The organism is Streptomyces sp. NPDC006476 (genome assembly GCF_040612015.1).
GTDB classification, from domain to species: domain Bacteria; phylum Actinomycetota; class Actinomycetes; order Streptomycetales; family Streptomycetaceae; genus Streptomyces; species Streptomyces griseorubiginosus_B.
On sequence record NZ_JBEXPK010000049.1, the window covers coordinates 39,004 to 60,143 of the forward strand.

Here is a 21,140-nt window from a genome sequence, read left to right on the forward strand (position 1 = left end):
GGGGCGTAGCCTTTATTTCCGCTGTCCATCACCTTGTGAAGCGGAAGAGGGCGGTTGCCGCCGTGTCGCCACAGTCCCCCAGTAACTCGAGCATCTCGACCGAAGACCAAGCCGGGAAGAACCCCGCTGCCGCGTTCGGTCCGAACGAGTGGCTCGTCGACGAGATCTATCAGCAGTACCTCCAGGACCCGAACTCGGTTGACCGAGCCTGGTGGGACTTCTTCGCCGACTACAAGCCGGGGGCGGCCGCCGCCCCGGCTCCCGCGGAGACCACCGCGGCGGCTCCGGCGCCCGCAGCCCCGGCCCCGGCCGCCAAGGCAGCTGTACCCGCGCCGGCCCCGGCCGCCCCCGCGGCGCCCAAGCCCGCGGCCGCCGCCCCGGCCCCCGCGAAGCCGGCCGCCCAGGCTCCCGCGCCCGCCGCGGCGAAGCCCGCCGCCCCGGCTCCGGCCGCCAAGGCCGCGCCCGCCGCACCCACCGCCCCGGACGGCCCGGAGCTGGTGACGCTGCGCGGTCCCGCCGCCGCCGTCGCGAAGAACATGAACGCCTCCCTGGAGCTGCCAACCGCCACCTCGGTCCGCGCGGTCCCGGTGAAGCTGCTGTTCGACAACCGCATCGTCATCAACAACCACCTCAAGCGCGCCCGGGGCGGGAAGATCTCCTTCACGCACCTGATCGGCTACGCGATGGTGCAGGCCATCAAGGCCATGCCGTCGATGAACTGGTCGTTCGGCGAGAAGGACGGCAAGCCGACCCTGGTCAAGCCGGCGCACGTCAACCTGGGCCTCGCCATCGACCTGGTGAAGCCCAACGGTGACCGCCAGCTCGTCGTGGCCGCCATCAAGAAGGCCGAGACCCTGAACTTCTTCGAGTTCTGGCAGGCCTACGAGGACATCGTCCGTCGCGCCCGCGACAACAAGCTGACGATGGACGACTTCACCGGCGTCACGGTCTCCCTGACCAACCCGGGCGGCCTCGGCACCGTCCACTCCGTGCCGCGTCTGATGCCCGGCCAGTCGGTGATCATGGGCGTCGGCTCCATGGACTACCCGGCGGAGTTCCAGGGCACCAGCCAGGACACCCTGAACAAGCTCGGCATCTCCAAGGTCATGACGCTCACGTCGACCTACGACCACCGGGTGATCCAGGGCGCCGCCTCCGGCGAGTTCCTGCGCGCCGTCGCGAACCTCCTGCTCGGCGAGAACGGCTTCTACGACGACATCTTCGAGGCCCTGCGCATCCCCTACGAGCCGGTCCGCTGGCTCAAGGACATCGACGCCAGCCACGACGACGACGTCACCAAGGCCGCCCGCGTCTTCGAGCTGATCCACTCCTACCGGGTCCGCGGCCATGTCATGGCCGACACCGACCCGCTGGAGTACCGCCAGCGCAAGCACCCCGACCTGGACATCACCGAGCACGGCCTCACCCTGTGGGACCTGGAGCGCGAGTTCGCCGTCGGCGGCTTCGCCGGCAAGTCGATGATGAAGCTGCGCGACATCCTCGGCGTGCTGCGCGACTCGTACTGCCGCACCACCGGCATCGAGTTCATGCACATCCAGGACCCCAAGCAGCGCAAGTGGATCCAGGACCGCGTGGAGCGCGGCCACACCAAGCCGGAGCGCGAGGAGCAGCTGCGCATCCTGCGCCGGCTGAACGCGGCGGAGGCCTTCGAGACCTTCCTGCAGACCAAGTACGTCGGCCAGAAGCGCTTCTCCCTGGAGGGCGGCGAGTCCGTCATCCCGCTGCTGGACGCGGTCCTCGACAGCGCGGCGGAGTCCCGCCTGGACGAGGTCGTCATCGGCATGGCCCACCGCGGCCGGCTGAACGTCCTCGCCAACATCGTCGGCAAGTCGTACGCCCAGATCTTCCGCGAGTTCGAGGGCAACCTCGACCCGAAGTCGATGCACGGCTCCGGCGACGTGAAGTACCACCTCGGCGCCGAGGGCACCTTCACCGGCCTGGACGGCGAGCAGATCAAGGTCTCGCTGGCCGCGAACCCCTCCCACCTGGAGACGGTCGACCCGGTCATCGAGGGCATCACCCGCGCCAAGCAGGACATCATCAACAAGGGCGGCACGGACTTCACCGTCCTGCCGGTCGCCCTGCACGGCGACGCGGCCTTCGCGGGCCAGGGCGTGGTGGCCGAGACCCTGAACATGTCGCAGCTGCGCGGCTACCGCACCGGCGGCACGGTCCACATCGTCATCAACAACCAGGTCGGCTTCACCGCGGCCCCCGAGTCCTCGCGCTCGTCGATGTACGCGACGGACGTGGCGAGGATGATCGAGGCCCCGATCTTCCACGTCAACGGCGACGACCCCGAGGCGGTCGTCCGCGTTGCCCGGCTGGCTTTCGAGTTCCGCCAGGCATTCAACAAGGACGTGGTGATCGACCTCATCTGCTACCGCCGCCGCGGTCACAACGAGTCGGACAACCCGGCCTTCACCCAGCCGCTGATGTACGACCTGATCGACAAGAAGCGCTCGGTGCGCAAGCTCTACACCGAGTCCCTGATCGGTCGCGGCGACATCACCCTGGAAGAGGCCGAGCAGGCCCTGCAGGACTACCAGGGCCAGCTGGAGAAGGTCTTCACGGAGGTCCGCGAGGCCGTCACCTCCCAGCCGGCCGCCGGCCCGGTGTCGGACCCGCAGGCCGAGTTCCCGGTCGCCGTGAACACCGCGATCTCCACGGAGACCGTGAAGCGGATCGCCGAGTCCCAGGTCAACATCCCCGACACCTTCCACGTCCACCCGCGTCTGCTGCCGCAGCTGCAGCGCCGTGCGGCGATGGTCGAGGACGGCACGATCGACTGGGGCATGGGCGAGACGCTCGCCGTAGGGTCGTTGCTGCTGGAAGGCACCCCGGTCCGCCTCTCCGGCCAGGACTCCCAGCGCGGCACCTTCGGCCAGCGTCACGCGGTCCTGATCAACCGCGAGACGGGCGAGGAGTACACCCCGCTGCAGTACCTCGCCGAGGACCAGGCCCGCTACAACGTCTACAACTCCCTGCTCTCCGAGTACGCGGTCATGGGCTTCGAGTACGGCTACTCGCTGGCCCGGCCCGACGCGCTCGTGCTGTGGGAGGCCCAGTTCGGCGACTTCGTCAACGGCGCGCAGACCATCGTCGACGAGTACATCTCGGCGGCGGAACAGAAGTGGGGGCAGACGTCCGGCGTCACCCTCCTGCTCCCCCACGGCTACGAGGGCCAGGGCCCGGACCACTCCTCGGCCCGCGTCGAGCGCTTCCTCCAGCTGTGCGCGCAGAACAACATGACGGTCGCGATGCCCACGCTCCCGTCGAACTACTTCCACCTGCTCCGCTGGCAGGTGCACAACCCGCACCACAAGCCGCTGGTGGTCTTCACCCCGAAGTCGATGCTGCGTCTGAAGGCCGCCGCGTCGAAGACGGAGGAGTTCACCTCGGGTCAGTTCCGCCCGGTCATCGGCGACTCCACGGTCGACGCGGCCGCGGTCCGCAGGGTCGTCTTCGTGGCGGGCAAGCTGTACTACGACCTGGAGGCCGAGCGCGCCAAGCGCGGCGTCACGGACACCGCGATCATCCGCATCGAGCGGCTGTACCCGCTGCCGGGTGCCGAGCTCCAGGCGGAGATCGCCAAGTACCCGAACGCCGAGAAGTACCTCTGGGCCCAGGAGGAGCCGGCCAACCAGGGCGCCTGGCCGTTCATCGCCCTGAACCTCATCGACCACCTGGACCTGGCGGTCGGCGCGGACATCCCGGCGGGCGAGCGCCTGCGCCGGATCTCCCGCCCGCACAGCTCCTCGCCCGCCGTCGGTTCCGCCAAGCGGCACCAGGCGGAGCAGGAGCAGCTGGTGCGCGAGGTGTTCGAAGCGTAACCGCTACCGCGGACAGCACGCGTCCGGGCCGCACCCCCTGGTGGGGGGTGCGGCCCTGCCGTTTGCGCACCCGCGCGCCTCTATCCTTGGCAGCATGTACTTCACGGACCGAGGCATCGAAGAACTGGAGAAGCGGCGCGGCGAGGAGGAGGTCACCTTCGAGTGGCTCGCCGAGCAGCTGCGAACGTTCGTCGACCTGAACCCGGACTTCGAGGTACCGGTGGAACGCCTCGCCACATGGCTGGCCCGCCTCGACGACGAGGACGACGAGTAGCCACGGGGCGCGGGGTCGTTGACGGGGGGACGGTGCGTGGTCGCGGGGCGCGGGGGTTGTCGACGGGGGACGGCGCGTGGTCGCGGGGCGCGGAGGTAGGTCGTCGACGGGGGACGGCGCATAGCCACGGGGCGCGGGCACGTCGACGGGGGCGACCGGTCGCAGGCGGGTGCGGAACGTGTGGACAGGGACGGTCGGACGCCGCCGGGCGCATGGCTCGTGAGCGAGGGCGACGGGTAGCCGGGCCTGCCCTGCGTGCGGAGCCGCCTCGCGGTGCGCGTTCGTGGTCTCCCTGGAACCTCAGTCCCAGGGCCACACCGTTGCGTACGTCAGCCCCAGCGCCCCGTGCGCCAGCAGCAGCACACCCGCCGCGATCCAGCCGCCGTTGCGGCGCCGTAGGCCCCAGGCCGTGAGCGGGATGCCTGCCGCCACCTGGGCAAAGGCCAGGGCGCGGGGGCCGGGCGGGCTGGGCCAGGGCAGGCGAGGGGTCGGGCGGCCACCGTCGGTCACCTCAGGGCGCGTGTCGGGCGCCTCATTGATCTCCGCCGAGCGCGCGTCCGTCGCCTCCGAGCGCGCGTCCGTCGCCTCGTGCAGCCCCGGCCAGTCGACCGGGCGGGTGTCCGAGCGGGCGCGGGCCGCCTCGCGTAGGTGGTCTGCGGGTTCACCCGGAGCCATCCCCTCCGGCAACGACACTCCCGCGCGGGTGAGGACGGCGAGCAGGGCGCGCAACCGGGCCCGGGCGTCGGCGACCCGGTCGGGCTTGGTGAGGTGGTCCAGCGCCTGGATGTCCAGGACCGGATCCAGGCCCAGGCGGCCGGCGAAGGTGTGCATCGCCTCGTCCTCGCCGGCCGGCGTGCCGTTGGCGAGCCAGACGTAGCCGACGGGGCGGCGGAAGCCGGACGCGAGGACGTAACCGGCCCGGTCGGCGTCCCACCACAGCGCGAGCACGGGCCAGGGCGCACCCACGGCGAGGGCGGTGGCCCAGCCGGTCAGTACACGGTCGACGGGTTCCCCGCCGTTCAGCCAGGGCGTCCCCTCGGGGACCAGGACGCTCCAGTCGTCACCGGCCCGGGTGAGCAGCATGTGCTCGTGGAGGAGTTGGGCCACGGGGACGACGGACTCCGGCCGGGCGCGGCACAGCAGGACGGCTCCGGGCGCGGACACGGCGGCCGGACCGGTGCGGAAGGCTTCCGTCGACATGGTCACACGCTAGAGCGGTTCGACCCTTCGGTCCTGTTGTGAGCCGGCCCTGGCGCCCTATCCCCCGAAAGGGTGTCTTGACTTTCCGTGCCCGCGATATATCGTGAATGGCAGAAGACGCGATATGGCGCGTTGGGACGGGGAGGTCCGCATCATGTCCGAGTGGTCCGTCGGGGAGCCGAGGAAGCTCACGTTCGACAAGCTCGTGAGGGAACTGCACGTACGCATCGTCAACGGAACGGTGAACGTGGTGGGCACGGACGAAGGTTCCGCACGCCTGGAGGTCTCCCAGATCGAGGGACCGCCCCTGGTGGTCACCCAGCAGGGCGGCACCCTCACCGTCGCCTACGAGGACCTCCCCTGGAAGGGTTTCCTCAAGTGGCTCGACCGCAAGGGCTGGCGGCGCAGCGCCGTCGTCTCCCTCGCCGTGCCCGCCGACACCCGCGTGGAGGTGGGCGTGGTCGGCGCCGCGGCCGTGGTCTCCGGCATCGAGGGACGTACGGAGGTCAAGGGCGTCACCGGCGACACCACGCTCGTGCGGCTCACCGGCCCGGTGCGCGCCGACACCGTCTCGGGGAACGTGGAGGCCCAGGCCCTGCGCGGCGACCTCCGCTTCAACTCCGTCTCGGGCGATCTGACGGTGGTGGAGGCGGGCTCCTCGGTCAAGGCGGACTCGGTGAGCGGCTCGATGATCGTCGATCTGGACCCGACGAGCCGGCCGACCGACATCACCCTGGCGAACGTCTCGGGCGAGATCGCCATCCGACTGCCGCACCCGGCGGACGCCGAGGTGGAGGCGAACACCGCGAGCGGCTCGGTCTCCAACGCCTTCGAGGACCTGCGGGTCAGCGGCCAGTGGGGCGCCAAGCGGATCACCGGCCGACTCGGCGCGGGCAACGGGAGGCTGAAGGCCACGACCGTCTCGGGCTCGATCGCCCTACTGCGCCGGCCCCCGGTTGAGGAGGAGCCGTGGGACGTGGAGCCGGAGGACATCGGCCCGCTGGTCGAGGACACGCCACCGAAGGCCGACCCCGGGACCTCTGACGCGAGCGGGCGGACCGGCCCCGCGGACACCCCCGAGGCCGGAGGACAAAGCGACTCGGGGGACAATTCCGCTTCCGGCCAGGGTGACGGCGCGAACGACTCCCCGGCCGACGGCACGACCGACAAGAAGGTGCTCTGACATGCCTCCCGTCTTCGCCCATGGCCGCCTGCGTCTCTACCTGCTGAAGCTGCTGGACGAGGCCCCGCGCCACGGTTACGAGGTGATCCGCCTCCTCGAGGAGCGGTTCCAGGGGCTGTACGCACCATCGGCCGGCACCGTCTACCCCCGCCTAGCCAAGCTGGAGGCCGAGGGCCTGGTCACCCACACCACCGAGGGCGGCCGCAAGGTGTACGCCATCACGGACGCCGGCCGCGCCGAACTGGCCGACCGCAGCGGCGAGTTGGCCGACCTGGAGCTGGAGATCCGGGAGTCTGTGGCGGAGCTCGCCGCCGAGATCCAGGCCGATGTGCGCGGCGCCGCGGGCGATCTGCGGCGCGAGATGCGCGCGGCGGCCTCGGAGGCCCGCGGCGGTCCCGGCGGCAGGGGGCGCGGCCGGCAGGACGGTCCGCTGGGGGACTTCGCCGAGTACTCCGACAAGGAGTCCTGGCAGGCCGCCAAGGAGGAGATGCGGCGGGTCAAGCAGGAGTGGAAGGAGCAGGCCCGCCGCGCCAAGGACGAGAGCCGACGGGCGCGTGAGGAGGCCCAGCGTGCCCGGCGTCAGGCCAAGGAGGCGCAGGAGCGGGCCCGGGCGCAGGCGCAGGAGGAGGTGCAGCGCATCGCCAAGCGGGTGCAGGACCAGGTGCAGGACCACTTCGCGCGGGGTGACTGGCCGGCCGGGGTGCGCGAGGGACTGACCGAACTGGCCAAGGAGTTCGGCGACTTCGGGATGAACTTCGGCAAGGAGTTCGGCAAGGACCTGGGCTTCGGGCGGGGCGGCAGCGGCACCTCCGCGCCGCGCCCGGAGTACTCGTACACGCCCGAGGACTTCCCCGCCGAGTACGAGCCGGCCTGGGCGCACGAGGACGCCACCGGGGAGCCGGCCCGCGACCTCGACCGTCTGCTCGACCGTTTCCGGGACGACATCCGCGACGCCGCCCGCGACCACGGCGTCACGGACGACCAGCTCCGCGACGCCCGCCGCCATCTGTCCACGGCGGCGGCGCACATCGGGGCGATACTGCGCTCGCCGAGAAGCTGAGATCCGACGGACCGCTTCCCTCGGGCAGGCCGGCTTCAGCCGCACTGCCAGAGGAAGCGGGCCTCCTTGCCGCCGGGCGTCGGGCGTCGGGCGTCGGGCGTCGGGCGTCGGGCTACGGGGAGGGTTAACCGGTACCCCGTTCAGCCGGCCTTCGCCTCGCCGGGCCCGCCGTGGAGGATCCGGGACAGCGCCTCGTACGTCACCCCGTGGTCGGCGAGGACCTCGGCGGGGACGCCGGGCAGCAGGGTCAGCGACAGCAGGAGGTGCTCATCGCCGATGTGCCGGTCGCCGTGGGCGACGGCCGAGCGCAGGGCGCGTTCGAGGACCTGTTTGGCGCCCCGCCCGAAGGTGCGGCGCCCCTGCGACCACCAGCCCCTGTCCCTGCGGTCGCCGGACATCGCCCCAACGCCGTGCGCCTCCTCGACCCGGGCGACGATCTCCGACACGTCGATGCCCAGCCCGGCGAGGGCGTCGGCCTCGGCCCGGGACAGGCCCGCCCGCCGACGCGCCTCGGTCACCGCGCGCCGCACCGACTCCCTGCGCTCACCGTCCAACCCGAGCGAGGTGAGCGCGAACGAGCCCCTGCTCCCCTCCCTGTCGAGCAGCGCGAGCAGCAGATGGTCGGGGTCGACGGTCCGTGCCCCCGTCCGTTCCGCGTACTCGCCCGCGTTCTGCACCACCTCGCGGGCGTCCCTCGTGAACCGCTCGAACATCAATGCCTCCCGTACTTCTTGTGCACGGCCTGCCTGCTGACTCCGAGTTCCGCGGCGATCTCCTGCCACGACCAGCCCTGGTTGCGCGCACTGCGCACCTGCACCGCCTCCAACTGCTCCAGCAGCCTGCGCAGGGCGGCGACGGCGCGCAGTCCGACCCGTGGATCGCGGTCGCCGACGCGCTCGGCGAGATCCGTTGCTTCGGTCATGATGTCAACTTACGTTGACAGCACGGCGCACGTCAACCCCGGTTGACAAACGCCGACGGCCGGCCCGAAACGGGCCGGCCGTCGGCTGACGAAGCGACAGAGACCGTCAGTCGTTGGTGAGCACGACCTTTCCGAACAGTTCCCCGGACTCCATCCGCTCGAAGCCCTCCCGGGCCCGGTCCATCGGCAGCACCTCGTCGATGACAGGGCGCACGCCCGTGGCGGCGCAGAAGGAGAGCAGGTCCTCCAGCTCGTCCTTGGTGCCCATCGTCGAGCCGACGACCTTGAGTTCGAGGAAGAAGATGCGGGTCAGTTCGGCGTGCGAGGGCCGGTCGCCGCTCGTGGCGCCGGAGATGACGAGCGTGCCGCCGGGGCGCAGCGACTTGACGGAGTGCGACCAGGTGGCGGCACCGACGGTCTCGATGACGGCGTCCACGCGCTGGGGCAACCGGGCCCCCGACTCCACCGCCTCCACGGCCCCCAGCTCCACGGCCCGCTTCCGCTTGGCCTCGTCCCGGCTGGTCGCGAACACCCGCAGTCCCGCGGCCTTGCCAAGCACGATCGCGGCGGTGGCGACACCGCCGCCGGCGCCCTGCACGAGGACCGAGTCACCGGGCCGTACACCGGCGTTGGTGAAGAGCATGCGGTAGGCCGTCAGCCAGGCCGTCGGCAGACACGCGGCCTCCGCGAAGGAGAGCTCCTTGGGCTTGGGCAGGACGTTCCACGTGGGCACGGCGGTCTGCTCGGCGAAGGTGCCCTGGTAGCGCTCGGTGAGTATGGAGCGGGGCTCCCTGGGGCCGACTCCGTGCCCGCTCTGGCCGATCACGGAGTGCAGGACGACCTCGTTGCCGTCCTCGTCGACGCCGGCGGCGTCGCAGCCGAGGATCATCGGCAGCCGGTCCTCCGGGAGGCCGACGCCCCGAAGCGACCAGAGGTCGTGATGGTTGAGGGAGGCGGCCTTGACGTTGACGGTGCTCCAGCCGGGCCGGGCCTCGGGAGCCGGACGCTCCCCCAACTCAAGGCCGTTGAGCGGCTGGTCGCGGTCGATTCGGGCGGCGTAGACGGCGAACATGACCTTGACGATAGGCGCCGACCCGAACCGACGGAACCGTGCGGCCCTGTGACACACGCCCTCTTGCCAGGAACGCCGGTCGGCGCCACCCGCCATCACCCGACTGGGCGTGCACGTGGGCAAAGAAATGGCCCCGCCCGAACGGGCGAGGCCATTCAGGGCCGACGGCGCGTCAGCGGCGGGCGACGCCCTCCGCACGGGCCGCGGCGGCCACCGCGGCCGTGACCGCCGGGGCCACCCGCTCGTCGAACGGCGACGGGATGACGTAGTCGGCGGCGAGGTCGTCCCCCACCACGCCCGCCAGCGCCTCGGCGGCGGCGATCTTCATCCCCTCGGTGATCCGGGAGGCCCGCACCTGCAGCGCGCCCGCGAAGATCCCCGGGAACGCCAGCACGTTGTTGATCTGGTTCGGGAAGTCGGACCGCCCGGTCGCCACCACGGCCGCGTACTTGTGCGCGACGTCGGGGTGCACCTCGGGGTTGGGGTTGGCCATGGCGAAGACGAACGCGCCCTCGGCCATCGAGGCGACGGCCTCCTCCGCGACCGTACCGCCGGAGACGCCGATGAAGACGTCCGCGCCCTCCAGAGCCGCCTCCAGCGACCCGGTGAGACCGGCCTTGTTGGTGAAGGAGGCGAGTTCGCGCTTGACGTCCGTCAGGTCGTCCCGGTCCGCCGAGACGACGCCCTTGCGGTCGGCCACGGCGACATCGCCGATACCGGCCTCGACGAGCATCTTGGCGATGGCGACACCCGCCGCGCCGGCACCGGAGATGACGGCCCGCAGGTCCGCGAGCCCCTTCCCGGTGAGCCGGGCCGCGTTGCGCAGGGCCGCCAGCGTCACGACCGCCGTGCCGTGCTGGTCGTCGTGGAAGACCGGGATGTCGACCCGCTCCTGGAGCTTGCGTTCGATCTCGAAGCACCGGGGTGCCGAGATGTCCTCCAGGTTGACCCCGCCGAAGGACGGAGCGAGCCGCACGACGGTCTCGACGATCTCGTCGACGTCGGTGGTGTCCAGCGCGATCGGCACGGCGTCCACGCCGCCGAACTGCTTGAACAGGATCGCCTTGCCCTCCATCACCGGGAGGGAGGCCTCGGGGCCGATGTCCCCGAGTCCGAGCACGGCCGTACCGTCGGTGACGACGGCCACCACGGACGACTTCCACGTGTAGTCGTGGACCAGTTCCGGCTTCTCCGCGATCGCGGTGCACACGCGCGCGACGCCGGGTGTGTATGCGAGGGACAGGTCGTCCTTGTCCCGGACCGGCACGGTGGCCTGCACGGCCATCTTGCCGCCACGGTGCAGCGCGAACGCCGGATCGAAGGAATCGAGGGGCTCGGCCCCGCCGTCCTGGTCCGTACTGCTGTCGCTGCGAGGATTGACGATCTCCGCTGCCACTTTGTTTTACCCCTTAAATCTTCATTGGTTTGAGGGTGGCCACTCCTGGTGAGAAGTGGGCGGGACCGCGCATGCCCCGATCTGTTGATGCGTACGGGTCATACGCGACGGGCGCGCCGCACACGCGCCTCGAGCCCCGGATGAGGGGTGTAAAGAACCTTCTTACCGGACGACCGCGTCGAGGACGAGTCCATTACGTGCAAGGTCACACTCCGGGCACCGAAGGTCACGCGCAGGCGAAGAGAATCGTCACGAATTGTGCCTACACGTCCTCGACGATCGCCTGACCGGCGGTGGAGCAGTGATCAACGCCTCGCGGCCCTGTTCCGCATCCCGAGACACGCCGGAGATCCTCCGGCCGGAATGAGGGATTCCCGCAGATGGTCCTGCCATGTTGTCCTGACCTGGTGCGGTTCGGGGGTCACCCGTTATCCGATTTTGACATCATCGGCCCCCTGAACGGCTCCGTCCGAATGGCAGGATGCGGTAAACCCACGAGGTCGCGACACCCGAAGGTGTGTGTTCTCGTCGACCCATCGGCAACTCCACCCATCGCCGGAGGAACCCAAGATGACCGCAGGCTCCACCCGTCGTACGACCGCCGCGCACCACCGTCTGGCCGCGGTCGGTGCGATCGCGGTCGCAGGCGCCCTGATTCTCACCGGCTGCGGTGACCAGACCAAGAACAAGGACAAGGGCGGCAGCAGCAACAGCGCGCAGGCGAGCTCCGCCCCGCTGGCGAGCAAGCTTCCCGCCTCGATCCGCGACAAGGGCGTCATCCGGGTCGGCTCGGACATCGCCTACGCGCCGGTCGAGTTCAAGGACAGCTCCGGCAACGTCGTCGGTCTCGACCCGGACCTGGCGGCCGCCATGGGCAAGCAGCTGGGCGTGAAGTTCGACTTCCAGAACGGCACGTTCGACGCCCTGCTCACCGGTCTGCGCTCCAACCGGTACGACATCGCCATGTCCGCGATGACCGACAACAAGAACCGGCAGGAGGGCGTCGACCCCGACACCGGCAAGAAGGTCGGCGAGGGCGTCGACTTCGTCGACTACCTGACCGCCGGTATCTCGATCTACACGCGCAAGGGCGAGACCAAGGGCATCACCTCGTGGTCCGACCTGTGTGGCAAGAAGATCTCGCTGGAGCGTGGCACCACCGCGGAGGACCTGGCCAAGGCCGAGAACAAGAAGTGTCCGAGCGGCAAGAAGATCACCATCCAGGCCTTCGACGACGACCAGCAGGCCCAGACCCGCCTGCGCTCCGGTGGCGCCGACGCGGCCTCCTCCGACTTCCCGGTGGCGGCGTACGCGGTGAAGACCTCCGGCGGCGGCAAGGACTTCCAGATCGTCGGCGACCAGGTCGAGGCGGCGCCGTACGGCATCGCGGTCTCCAAGGAGGACACCCAGCTGCGCGACGCGCTGCAGGCCGCCATGAACGCGATCATCAAGAGCGGCGAGTACGAGAAGATCCTGGAGAAGTGGGGCGCGCAGGACGGCGCCGTCAAGGAGTCCGTGATCAACGGCGGCAAGTGATCGCGCCCAGCGGGCACTGAGAGGCAACACCCGTGACTTCTGACATCGACAGGACGGCCGGGCCGAAGGGCTCGCCGTCAGCCGGACCGGAGGCCATCAAGGCCATCCCGGTCCGGCACTACGGGCGGTACGTGACCGCCTTCATCGCGATCGCGATCCTCGTCGCGATCATCTACGCGTTCGGCCAGGGCAAGATCAACTGGCACGCGGTACCGGACTACTTCTTCGACCACCGCATCCTCACCGGCGTCTACAAGACCCTCCTGCTGACGGTCCTGTCGATGCTGATCGGCATCGTCGGCGGCATCGTCCTCGCCGTCATGCGGCTGTCGAAGAACCCGGTGACCTCGTCGATCGCCTGGTTCTACATCTGGTTCTTCCGCGGCACCCCGGTCCTGGTCCAGCTGTTCCTCTGGTTCAACCTGGGCCTGGTCTTCGAGTACGTCAACCTCGGGCCGATCTACAAGAACTACTGGTCCGACTTCATGACGCCGCTGCTGACGGCGCTGCTCGGCCTCGGTCTGAACGAGGCCGCGTACATGGCGGAGATCTGCCGCGCCGGTCTGCTCGCCGTCGACGAGGGCCAGACCGAGGCCTCGCACGCGCTGGGCATGAGCCACAGCAAGACGCTGCGCCGGATCGTGATCCCGCAGGCGATGCGCGTGATCGTGCCGCCGACGGGCAACGAGGTCATCAACATGCTGAAGACGACCTCGCTCGTGGCGGCCGTCCAGTATCCGGAGCTGTTCCGCTACGCCCAGGACATCGGCCAGAACTCCGGTGCCCCGGTGGAGATGTACTTCCTCGCCGCGGCCTGGTACCTGATCATGACCTCCGTGCTCAGCGTGGGCCAGTACTACATCGAGCGGTACTACGCGCGCGGGTCGAGCCGCGCGCTGCCGCCGACCCCGTGGCAGAAGGTCAGGGCGCACCTGACGACCTTCTCGAGCAGGAAGGTCACGGCATGAGCGACAAGCCGAGCAAGACGGACGCCGTCCCCCGCGAGGGGTCCATCGCGATGGTCAAGGCCGAGGGCGTGCACAAGAGCTTCGGCCCGCTCGAGGTCCTCAAGGGCATCGACCTGGAGGTGAGGTCGGGCGAGGTGTTCTGCCTCATCGGCCCCTCCGGCTCCGGCAAGTCGACCTTCCTGCGCTGCATCAACCACCTGGAGAAGATCAACGCGGGCCGGCTGTACGTCGACGGGGAACTGGTCGGCTACCGCCAGCAGGGCGACAAGCTGTACGAGCTGCGGGACCGTGAGGTGGCCCTCAAGCGCCGGGACATCGGCATGGTCTTCCAGCGCTTCAACCTGTTCCCGCACATGACCGCGCTCGAGAACGTCACCGAGGCGCCGGTCCAGGTCAAGGGGCAGAACAAGGCGGCGGCCCGGGAGCGCGCCCAGCAGCTCCTGGAACGAGTGGGCCTGGCCGACAAGGCGAACAGCTATCCCTCGCAGCTGTCCGGTGGCCAGCAGCAGCGCGTCGCCATCGCCCGGGCCCTCGCGATGGACCCGAAGCTGATGCTGTTCGACGAGCCCACCTCGGCCCTCGACCCGGAGCTGGTCGGTGACGTCCTCGACGTCATGCGCGACCTCGCCGAGTCCGGTATGACGATGATCGTCGTCACCCACGAGATGGGGTTCGCGCGCGAGGTCGGCGACAGCCTCGTCTTCATGGACGGCGGCGTGGTGGTCGAGTCCGGCCATCCCCGCGAGGTCCTGACGAACCCGCAGCACGAGCGGACGCAGTCCTTCCTGTCCAAGGTGCTCTGAGGGTCCTTCCGGCGGTACGACGGCCAAGGGGCAGTACGGAACTTCCGTACCGCCCCTTCCCGTTGGCCGGCTACTTCAGGGCCAGCAGCAGCGTGTCCGAGGGTGACGCCCATACCGCGCGGGCCTCGCCGAAGCCCTGCTCACGGAGCACCCGCGCGTGCCAGGCCGCCGACGGCATCTCGCCGTCCGCGTGGGAGCCGTAGATCTCGAAGCGGCGGGCCGTGGGGGCGGCGAGGACCGGGTCCTTGGCGGCCAGGGCCCACCACTCGGCCCAGTCGAGGGCGCCGTCGCGCATCGCCCGCTCCATGCGGGCGCGGCTGTGGGTGGCCTCGGTCGCGTTGATCCGCGGCGTGGTGTCGTCGGGCATGTGGTCGGCGTTCATGAACACGCCGCCGTGGCGGACGAGTCCGGCGATCCGGCCGTACAGGACCGTCAGGGGGTCGCTGCGCAGCCAGTGCAGGGCGGTGGCGGTGAGCACCGCGTCGTAGGTGTCGTGCGGCAGCCGCTCCGGCCAGCGCGGGTCCTGGAGGTCGGCCTCGACGAGGGTGACGCGGTCGTCGCCCTCGAAGGTGCCGCGGGCGATGGTGAGCAGGGCCGGGTCGAGGTCGACGCCGGTGCTGGTGGCGTTCGGGAAGCGGTCGAGCAGGCGGGCGGTGATGCTGCCGGTGCCGCAGGCCAGGTCGAGGACGCGCGGCTCGCGGCCGACGAAGGCCTCGACCATGTCCAGCATGGTCCTGAAGCGCTCCTCGCGGTCCGGCATGTACCACTCCTGCTGCCGGTCCCAGCTCTGCTGCCAGGCCTGCCAGTCGGTGCCCGTCGTACCGGTTCCGGTCGTGGTGGTCATGGAGTCCCCTTCTCCGTTCGGCCGCGGAACGCCCGTCGCGTAATACCCTGGGAGCGTAGGCAGCCGTTACTTATCCCGCCCATGACCATAGAGCGCCTCGGTAAGGACTACAAGTGGAACTGGCCTATTACTCGGACTACGCCGTACGCCTCGTGAACACCGAGGAGCCGGCCCGGGGCAAGGACTCCCTGACCTCCATCGAGGCGGTCCGCGACCTCTTCGGCGCCAACCAGTCGGCGGCCCGGCGGGCCACCGACGCCGACGTCACCCGCTTCCGTTCGGTCCGGGCGCGGCTGCGGTCGGTGTTCGAGGCGGCGGACAAGGGCGACGAGACGCTGGCGGTGGACCTGCTGAACTCGCTGCTGCTGGAGTTCCCGGTGAGCCCGCAGATCTCCGGGCACGACCACCGCGACGACGACGGCCGCCCGCTGTGGCACATGCACCTGGCGGACCACCCCTCCAACGCGACCGCGGGGTACGCGGCGATCGCGGCGATGGGGCTGGCGTTCCATCTCACGGAGTACGGCGTGGACCGGCTGGGCCTGTGCGAGGCGACGCCGTGCCGCAACGCCTACCTGGACACCTCCACCAACCGCTCGCGGCGCTACTGCTCGGACCGGTGCGCCACCCGGGCGAACGTGGCGGCCTACCGCGCCCGCAAACGCCTGGAGGCCGACCGGTCGGACAGGACGGGCCTCGCGGCCGACCACGCCCAGCGCACGAGCGCGAGCGGCGAGCGCTGAGGGGGCAGCGGGCGGTAGCGGAAGCGCACCTTGGCCAGCACCAGGTCCTCCGGGACGGTGCCGTAGTCCGTGCTGTCGCCGCCCGCGTAGGCGTTGTCGCCGAGCACCCACCAGCCGCCCTCGCGGCGCTCGGCGGCCCGCTTGACGACGAGCAGGTCCTGCTGGAAGGGGTGTCGCAGGACCACGACGTCGCCGGGGCGGATCCTGGCTCCGTACTGGACCACGAGGCGGTCCCCGTGATGCAGCGTGGGCACCATCGACGGGCCGGTCACCTCGGCCACCCCGAAGGGCAGCAGCGGCCTTCCGCGCTCGATGTCCTGCGACAGCTCCGGCATCCCCGGCACCTCCCCTGTCCGTTCCTCCACCAGTCTCAGTCTGACCCCGGACTTTTGTCCTAAGCCCCGGGGGGCACTCGCCAAATCGCCTTCTCCAAGGAGTAATGTCGCACCTGAGAAGACGATCACGAGGAAGGAACGCTTCATGCTTTCCCGCCTGTTTGCCCCCAAGGTCAAGGTCAGCGCGCACTGCGACCTGCCCTGCGGTGTGTACGACCCGGCCCAGGCCCGCATCGAGGCGGAGTCCGTGAAGGCCGTCCAGGAAAAGATGGCCGGCAACGACGACCCGCACTTCCAGGCGCGTGCCACCGTCATCAAGGAGCAGCGTGCCGAGCTCGCGAAGCACCACGTCTCGGTGCTCTGGAGCGACTACTTCAAGCCCCCGCACTTCGAGAAGTACCCGGAGCTGCACCAGCTGGTCAACGACACCCTGAAGGCCCTGTCGGCCGCCAAGGCGTCCACCGACCCGGCCACCGGCCAGAAGGCCCTCGACTACATCGCCCAGATCGACAAGATCTTCTGGGAGACCAAGAAGGCCTGACCCAGGGCCTGTTCGCCTCGGCCGGCGATCGGTGCACCATCGCAGGTCCACGGGCACCCCGAAGGGGCCCGGCCGGAGATCCGGCCGGGCCCCTTCGGTGTCGCTAGCGGTCGTGGTCGTCCTCCCCCGCCTCCAGCAGGCCCGCCGCCGCGCCCACGATGCGGGGGTCGGGGCTGCCGACGACCTCCTCGTCCTTGTCGGAGTAGTCGAAGCGGGCCAGCACGCTGCGCATCGCCTCGACCCGGGCGCGCTTCTTGTCGTTGCTCTTCACCACGGTCCAGGGCGCGTGTTCGGTGTCCGTCTCCCTGAACATGGCGACCTTGGCCGCGGTGTAGTCGTCCCAGCGGTCCAGGGACGCCAGGTCCATGGGGCTGAGCTTCCACTGCCGTACGGGGTCGACCTGACGGATCGTGAAGCGGGTGCGCTGCTCGCTCTGTGAGACGGAGAACCAGAACTTCACCAGGTCGACGCCGTCGTCCACCAGCATCCGCTCGAACAAGGGGGCCTGGCGCATGAAGCGCCGGTAGTCGTCGTCCGAGCAGAAGCCCATCACCCGTTCCACACCGGCCCGGTTGTACCAGGACCGGTCGAAGAGGACGATCTCCCCGGCCGTGGGCAGGTGTTCGACGTAGCGCTGGAAGTACCACTGGCCGCTCTCACGCTCGGTGGGCTTCTCCAGCGCCACCACCCTCGCCCCACGCGGGTTGAGATGCTCGGTGAACCGTTTGATCGTGCCGCCCTTGCCGGCCGCGTCCCGTCCCTCGAAGACGATGACGAGCCGGCGGCCGGTCTCCTTGACCCAGCTCTGCAGCTTCAGCAGTTCGATCTGCTGCAGCCGCTTGTGCCACTCGTACTCCTTGCGCTCCATGCGCTGTGCGTACGGGTAGTTCTCCCGCCAGGTGTCGATGGGCGAGCCGTCCGGGCGGATCAGCACGGGGTCGTCGGGGTCGGTGTAGTCGACCTTCAGGTCGGCCTGTTCGGCCAGCAGGGGCGGGGTGGTCATCCGGTCCTCCTCGGCGTCCGGTGGTGGGTCTCGGCGGCTCAGTGGAACTGCGGCACGATCAGATAGATGCCGTACACCACCACGGCCGCGCAGGCGAGGAAGCACAGCCCGGCCTGGGCCATGCCGACGGCCGACGTGCCGCCGCCCTCCTCGCGGGCGCCCTCGTAGCGGGCGAGGCCGAGGACGCCGAGGGCGAAGACGACGACCACGGCGACGGTGACGCCGATGCTCACCCCGGTCACCTTGCCGAGCGCGTTCCAGTCCAGATCCATCGAAACTCTCCCTGCCTCAGGCGGCCGTGCCGACGGTGGCCGGCGGCTCGGTGCGGATGGCCACCTCGTGGTGGTCGTTGACGTTGTTCGCGTGCACCGGGTTGCGACGCGAGAGCAGGACGATGCCGCCGGCGAGCGCGGCACCGACCAGCGCGACGACGACCGTGCCGAAGTTGCCGCCGTGCTTGACGGCGCTCGCCGAGAGACCGCCGACGAGCGCGGCGGCCGGCAGCGTGATCAGCCATGCGGCCACCATGCGGCCGGCGACGCCCCAGCGCACCTCCGCCAGCCGCCTGCCCAGACCGGCGCCGAGGATGCTGCCGGAGGCCACCTGCGTGGTGGACAGGGCGAAGCCGAGGTGGGCGGAGGTGAGGATGACGGTCGTGGAGGCCGTCTCGGCGGCGAAGCCCTGCGGGGACTGGATCTCCGTCAGGCCCTTGCCCATGGTGCGGATGATCCGCCAGCCGCCGATGTAGGTGCCGAGGCCGATGGCGAGACCGGCCGAGGCGATCACCCACACCGGCGGGCCGGCGTCGTGGCCGAGGGCACCGGCGGAGATCAGGGTCAGGGTGATGACGCCCATCGTCTTCTGCGCGTCGTTGGTGCCGTGCGCGAGGGAGACGAGGGAGGCGGAGGCGATCTGGCCGAGCCGGAAGCCCTTGGTCACGGAGTCCTTGCGGCCGTGGGCGGTGAGCTTGTAGGCGAGGTAGGTGGCGATCAGGGCGGCGACGCCCGCCACGACCGGCGAGGCGACGGCCGGGATGAGGATCTTCTCGACAACCTTGTCGAAGTGCACGCCGTGGGAGCCGGCGCCGACCCACACAGCCCCGATCAACCCGCCGAACAGGGCGTGCGAGGAGCTGGAGGGCAGCCCCACCAGCCAGGTCAGCAGGTTCCACAGGATCGCCCCGACCAGCCCGGCGAAGATCATCCCCGGACTGACGAGGGTGTCGTCGACGATGCCGCCGGAGATCGTCTTGGCGACCTCCGTGGAAAGGAAGGCCCCCACGATGTTGAGGACCCCGCTCACCAGCACCGCCACTTTCGGCTTGAGCGCGCCGGTCGCGATGGAGGTGGCCATCGCATTCGCGGTGTCGTGGAATCCGTTGGTGAAGTCGAAGGCCAGGGCCGTGACGATGACGACCGCCACGAGGAACGTGATGTGGTCCATGTCTCCATGGGAGCAAGGGCTTTCGTACAGCAGACGAACTCAAGGCAAAGCGCGCTCCAGGTACAGGCGCCCGACCGGTGAGGATCGTGCGATGCTGACGTGGTGAACCGTGAGGACCTGGTACGTCTGCGCAAGGCCCGCGACCGCATGGACCGCGAGTACGCCGAACCCCTTGACGTGCCCGCCCTCGCCCGCACCGCCCTGATGTCGCCCGGCCACTTCCAGCGGCTGTTCCGCGAGGCCTACGGCGAGACCCCCTACAGCTACCTCATGACCCGCCGGGTCGAACGCGCCAAGACCCTGCTGCGCCGGGGCGATCTCACGGTCACAGAGGTCTGCTTCGCGGTCGGCTGCACCTCCCTCGGCTCCTTCAGCTCCCGTTTCACGGAGCTGGTGGGCGAGTCGCCGAGCGCCTACCGTGCCCGCTCGCACGAGGAGAGCGCGGAGATCCCACCGTGTGTCGCACGGGTGTACACCCGTCCGACCAGGACGTACCGGACGTACTGACCTTAGGTTGGAAGCATGGACCTCAAACTCAACACATGTTTCATCGCGGTCGACGATCACGACAAGGCGATGGAGTTCTACTGCGACGTCCTGGGCCTGGAGGTCCGCAACGACGTCAAGTACGAGGGCATGCGCTGGGTGACCGTCGGGTCGCCGCTGCAGCCGGACGTGTCGATCGTGCTGGAGCCGCCGGCGGCGAACCCCGACCTCTCCCCCGCCGACCGGGACGCGATGGAGCAGCTGCTGGCCAAGGGCGTGCTGCGGGGGGTCAACTTCACCACCGAGGACTGCGACGCCCTCTTCGCCCGCGTCCAGGAATCCGGCGCCGAGGTGATCCAGGAACCGATGGACATGCCGTACGGGGTGCGCGACTGCGCGTTCCGGGACCCGGCGGGCAACATGCTGCGGTTCATGGAGCGCAAGGGGTGAGCGGACGGGTCCGGTGGACGTACGCCTTCATCGACCGCCCGGCCGGCGCCTTCGCTCCCGCGAGCGCCTTCTGGACCGCCGTCACGGGTACAGGGCTGTCCGGACTCCGGGGTGACGACAAGGAGTTCACCACCCTCCTGCACGACGGGGCCGACGCCTGCGTGAAGGCGCAGGCGGTCGCCTCGGGGCCGGGCGGCGCCCATCTGGACTTCCCCGTGGAGGACGTACGGGACTTCATGGGCGCGGCGCTGCGGCTGCGGGCGGAGTTGGTCGCCGATCACGGCACCTGGGCCGTACTGCGCTCGCCCGCCGGCCAGTTGTTCTGCACCATGCCCTGGGGCGGTGAGTCGATCCGTCCGCCGGTCGTGCGCGGCAGCCGCCTCGACCAGGTGTGCGTGGACATCGCGCCGTCCGCGTACGACGCCGAAGTCGCCTTCTGGAGCGCCCTGTTGGCGGACTGGGAGTCCGTACCCGGATCGCGCCCCGAGTTCCACGTGGTCAAGCCGCCGCCCGGCCTGCCGGTCCGGATCCTCCTCCAGCGGCTCGGCGAGGAACGCCCGACCACCGCCCACCTGGACCTGGCCTGCGCCGACATCGATGCGACGCGCACCGAACACGAGCGTCTGGGAGCCGAGTTCGTCGCCCACGGCTCCGGCTGGACGGTGATGCGCGACCCGGCGGGCGGGTTGTACTGCCTGACGGGCCGCGATCCGGAGACGGGCGGACTGCCAACCGTGTCCTAGCGGGTGCGGATGAAGCACAGGACGGCCGCGTGGCCGTCGGCGTCGGGTGTGGGGGTCGGGCACTGGCTGCGCCATCCCTCCGGCAGCGACGGTGTCGGACTGCTCCGCTCCCACCCCGCCGACGGCGCGGGTTCCTCGGACTCCCGCAGCCACAGCGTGAGGCCGCCTCCGACGACGACCGCGCCCAGCCACATCGCCACGGCCCAGCGCCACACCCTCCGCCGCACTAACTGATCGTTTCTGAATGAGTTGGGCTGCTGGCCTTGTGGTCGGACGATCTTGGG

General features: G+C 70.1%; 23 protein-coding genes. 12 read left to right on the forward strand and 11 right to left on the reverse strand.

The genetic code is table 11. The features are described 5' to 3' along the window. The first annotated feature begins 62 nt into the window (after positions 1-62). Positions 63-3,854 carry a multifunctional oxoglutarate decarboxylase/oxoglutarate dehydrogenase thiamine pyrophosphate-binding subunit/dihydrolipoyllysine-residue succinyltransferase subunit gene (locus ABZZ74_RS38030; protein WP_356772962.1) on the forward strand — a complete coding sequence of 1,264 codons (3,792 nt, stop codon included), beginning with the start codon at positions 63-65 and terminating at the stop codon, positions 3,852-3,854. Between the two features lie 94 nt (positions 3,855-3,948). Beyond that, on the forward strand, positions 3,949-4,128 hold the full coding sequence (locus tag ABZZ74_RS38035; protein WP_003992906.1) for a DUF6104 family protein: 180 nt from the start codon (positions 3,949-3,951) through the stop codon (positions 4,126-4,128). A 300-nt stretch (positions 4,129-4,428) separates the two neighbouring features. Here the strand turns inward: ABZZ74_RS38035 and ABZZ74_RS38040 are convergent, their stop codons facing one another. Further along, complete coding sequence (locus ABZZ74_RS38040; RefSeq protein ID WP_356772964.1) at positions 4,429-5,328, reverse strand: hypothetical protein; 900 nt, start codon at positions 5,326-5,328, stop codon at positions 4,429-4,431. Positions 5,329-5,482: 154 nt separating this feature from the next. Between ABZZ74_RS38040 and ABZZ74_RS38045 the strand changes: the two genes are divergently transcribed. Further along, positions 5,483-6,511, forward strand: a complete 1,029-nt coding sequence (locus ABZZ74_RS38045) for a DUF4097 family beta strand repeat-containing protein (protein WP_356772966.1) — start codon at positions 5,483-5,485, stop codon at positions 6,509-6,511. Position 6,512: 1 nt separating this feature from the next. Next, complete coding sequence (locus tag ABZZ74_RS38050; protein ID WP_356772968.1) at positions 6,513-7,571, forward strand: helix-turn-helix transcriptional regulator; 1,059 nt, start codon at positions 6,513-6,515, stop codon at positions 7,569-7,571. A gap of 140 nt (positions 7,572-7,711) precedes the next feature. Here ABZZ74_RS38050 and ABZZ74_RS38055 read toward each other — a convergent pair whose 3' ends face one another. The 4 genes from ABZZ74_RS38055 to ABZZ74_RS38070 form a co-directional block, all read right to left on the reverse strand. Then, positions 7,712-8,284, reverse strand: coding sequence for a Clp protease N-terminal domain-containing protein (locus ABZZ74_RS38055; protein WP_356772970.1), 573 nt, complete (start codon positions 8,282-8,284; stop codon positions 7,712-7,714). Further along, positions 8,284-8,493, reverse strand: a complete 210-nt coding sequence (locus ABZZ74_RS38060) for an HTH domain-containing protein (RefSeq protein WP_356772972.1) — start codon at positions 8,491-8,493, stop codon at positions 8,284-8,286. The genes ABZZ74_RS38055 and ABZZ74_RS38060 overlap by 1 nt, the downstream gene beginning before the upstream one ends. A gap of 106 nt (positions 8,494-8,599) precedes the next feature. Beyond that, positions 8,600-9,565: a zinc-binding dehydrogenase gene (locus tag ABZZ74_RS38065; protein WP_356772974.1), complete on the reverse strand. Its 966-nt coding sequence runs from the start codon at positions 9,563-9,565 to the stop codon at positions 8,600-8,602. A 172-nt stretch (positions 9,566-9,737) separates the two neighbouring features. Beyond that, a complete protein-coding gene (locus ABZZ74_RS38070) occupies positions 9,738-10,961 on the reverse strand; it encodes an NADP-dependent malic enzyme (RefSeq protein WP_356772976.1) in 1,224 nt (407 codons plus the stop codon). Between the two features lie 570 nt (positions 10,962-11,531). Here ABZZ74_RS38070 and ABZZ74_RS38075 point away from each other — a divergent pair. Genes ABZZ74_RS38075 through ABZZ74_RS38085 form a run of 3 tightly spaced genes read left to right on the forward strand, consistent with a single transcriptional unit; the run spans position 11,532 to position 14,268 of the window. Beyond that, positions 11,532-12,497: an ABC transporter substrate-binding protein gene (locus ABZZ74_RS38075; RefSeq protein WP_356772978.1), complete on the forward strand. Its 966-nt coding sequence runs from the start codon at positions 11,532-11,534 to the stop codon at positions 12,495-12,497. A 32-nt stretch (positions 12,498-12,529) separates the two neighbouring features. Next, positions 12,530-13,465: an amino acid ABC transporter permease gene (locus ABZZ74_RS38080; protein WP_356772980.1), complete on the forward strand. Its 936-nt coding sequence runs from the start codon at positions 12,530-12,532 to the stop codon at positions 13,463-13,465. Between the two features lie 50 nt (positions 13,466-13,515). Further along, positions 13,516-14,268 (forward strand): amino acid ABC transporter ATP-binding protein, encoded by a 753-nt coding sequence (locus ABZZ74_RS38085; RefSeq protein WP_356773007.1) that lies wholly within the window; start codon positions 13,516-13,518, stop codon positions 14,266-14,268. A 70-nt stretch (positions 14,269-14,338) separates the two neighbouring features. Here ABZZ74_RS38085 and ABZZ74_RS38090 read toward each other — a convergent pair whose 3' ends face one another. Continuing rightward, complete coding sequence (locus ABZZ74_RS38090) at positions 14,339-15,112, reverse strand: methyltransferase domain-containing protein (RefSeq protein ID WP_356772982.1); 774 nt, start codon at positions 15,110-15,112, stop codon at positions 14,339-14,341. Between the two features lie 113 nt (positions 15,113-15,225). Here ABZZ74_RS38090 and ABZZ74_RS38095 point away from each other — a divergent pair, with 113 nt between their 5' ends. Then, complete coding sequence (locus tag ABZZ74_RS38095) at positions 15,226-15,855, forward strand: CGNR zinc finger domain-containing protein (RefSeq protein WP_356772984.1); 630 nt, start codon at positions 15,226-15,228, stop codon at positions 15,853-15,855. Here ABZZ74_RS38095 and sodX read toward each other — a convergent pair. After that, positions 15,759-16,190: a nickel-type superoxide dismutase maturation protease gene (gene sodX, locus ABZZ74_RS38100; RefSeq protein ID WP_356773010.1), complete on the reverse strand. Its 432-nt coding sequence runs from the start codon at positions 16,188-16,190 to the stop codon at positions 15,759-15,761. The two genes, ABZZ74_RS38095 and sodX, sit on opposite strands and share 97 nt — an antisense overlap. Before the next feature lie 145 nt (positions 16,191-16,335). Here sodX and sodN point away from each other — a divergent pair, with 145 nt between their 5' ends. Continuing rightward, positions 16,336-16,731, forward strand: coding sequence for a superoxide dismutase, Ni (gene sodN, locus ABZZ74_RS38105; RefSeq protein ID WP_004983535.1), 396 nt, complete (start codon positions 16,336-16,338; stop codon positions 16,729-16,731). Between the two features lie 103 nt (positions 16,732-16,834). Here the strand turns inward: sodN and ppk2 are convergent, their stop codons facing one another. Genes ppk2 through ABZZ74_RS38120 form a run of 3 tightly spaced genes read right to left on the reverse strand, consistent with a single transcriptional unit; the run spans position 16,835 to position 19,177 of the window. Next, the gene (gene ppk2, locus ABZZ74_RS38110) at positions 16,835-17,734 is read right to left on the reverse strand and encodes a polyphosphate kinase 2 (protein WP_356772986.1); all 900 of its coding nucleotides are present in this window, start codon (positions 17,732-17,734) and stop codon (positions 16,835-16,837) included. A 38-nt stretch (positions 17,735-17,772) separates the two neighbouring features. Then, on the reverse strand, positions 17,773-18,006 hold the full coding sequence (locus ABZZ74_RS38115; protein WP_356772988.1) for a hypothetical protein: 234 nt from the start codon (positions 18,004-18,006) through the stop codon (positions 17,773-17,775). Between the two features lie 16 nt (positions 18,007-18,022). Beyond that, positions 18,023-19,177, reverse strand: a complete 1,155-nt coding sequence (locus tag ABZZ74_RS38120) for an inorganic phosphate transporter (RefSeq protein WP_356772990.1) — start codon at positions 19,175-19,177, stop codon at positions 18,023-18,025. A gap of 102 nt (positions 19,178-19,279) precedes the next feature. Here ABZZ74_RS38120 and ABZZ74_RS38125 point away from each other — a divergent pair, with 102 nt between their 5' ends. Genes ABZZ74_RS38125 through ABZZ74_RS38135 form a run of 3 tightly spaced genes read left to right on the forward strand, consistent with a single transcriptional unit; the run spans position 19,280 to position 20,856 of the window. Next, the gene (locus ABZZ74_RS38125) at positions 19,280-19,684 is read left to right on the forward strand and encodes a helix-turn-helix transcriptional regulator (protein WP_356772992.1); all 405 of its coding nucleotides are present in this window, start codon (positions 19,280-19,282) and stop codon (positions 19,682-19,684) included. A 15-nt stretch (positions 19,685-19,699) separates the two neighbouring features. After that, positions 19,700-20,113 (forward strand): VOC family protein, encoded by a 414-nt coding sequence (locus ABZZ74_RS38130; RefSeq protein ID WP_133044583.1) that lies wholly within the window; start codon positions 19,700-19,702, stop codon positions 20,111-20,113. Beyond that, positions 20,110-20,856 (forward strand): VOC family protein, encoded by a 747-nt coding sequence (locus tag ABZZ74_RS38135; protein ID WP_356772995.1) that lies wholly within the window; start codon positions 20,110-20,112, stop codon positions 20,854-20,856. The genes ABZZ74_RS38130 and ABZZ74_RS38135 overlap by 4 nt, the downstream gene beginning before the upstream one ends. Here ABZZ74_RS38135 and ABZZ74_RS38140 read toward each other — a convergent pair. Beyond that, complete coding sequence (locus ABZZ74_RS38140; protein ID WP_356772997.1) at positions 20,853-21,083, reverse strand: hypothetical protein; 231 nt, start codon at positions 21,081-21,083, stop codon at positions 20,853-20,855. The genes ABZZ74_RS38135 and ABZZ74_RS38140 overlap by 4 nt on opposite strands. Between the last annotated feature and the right edge of the window lie 57 nt (positions 21,084-21,140).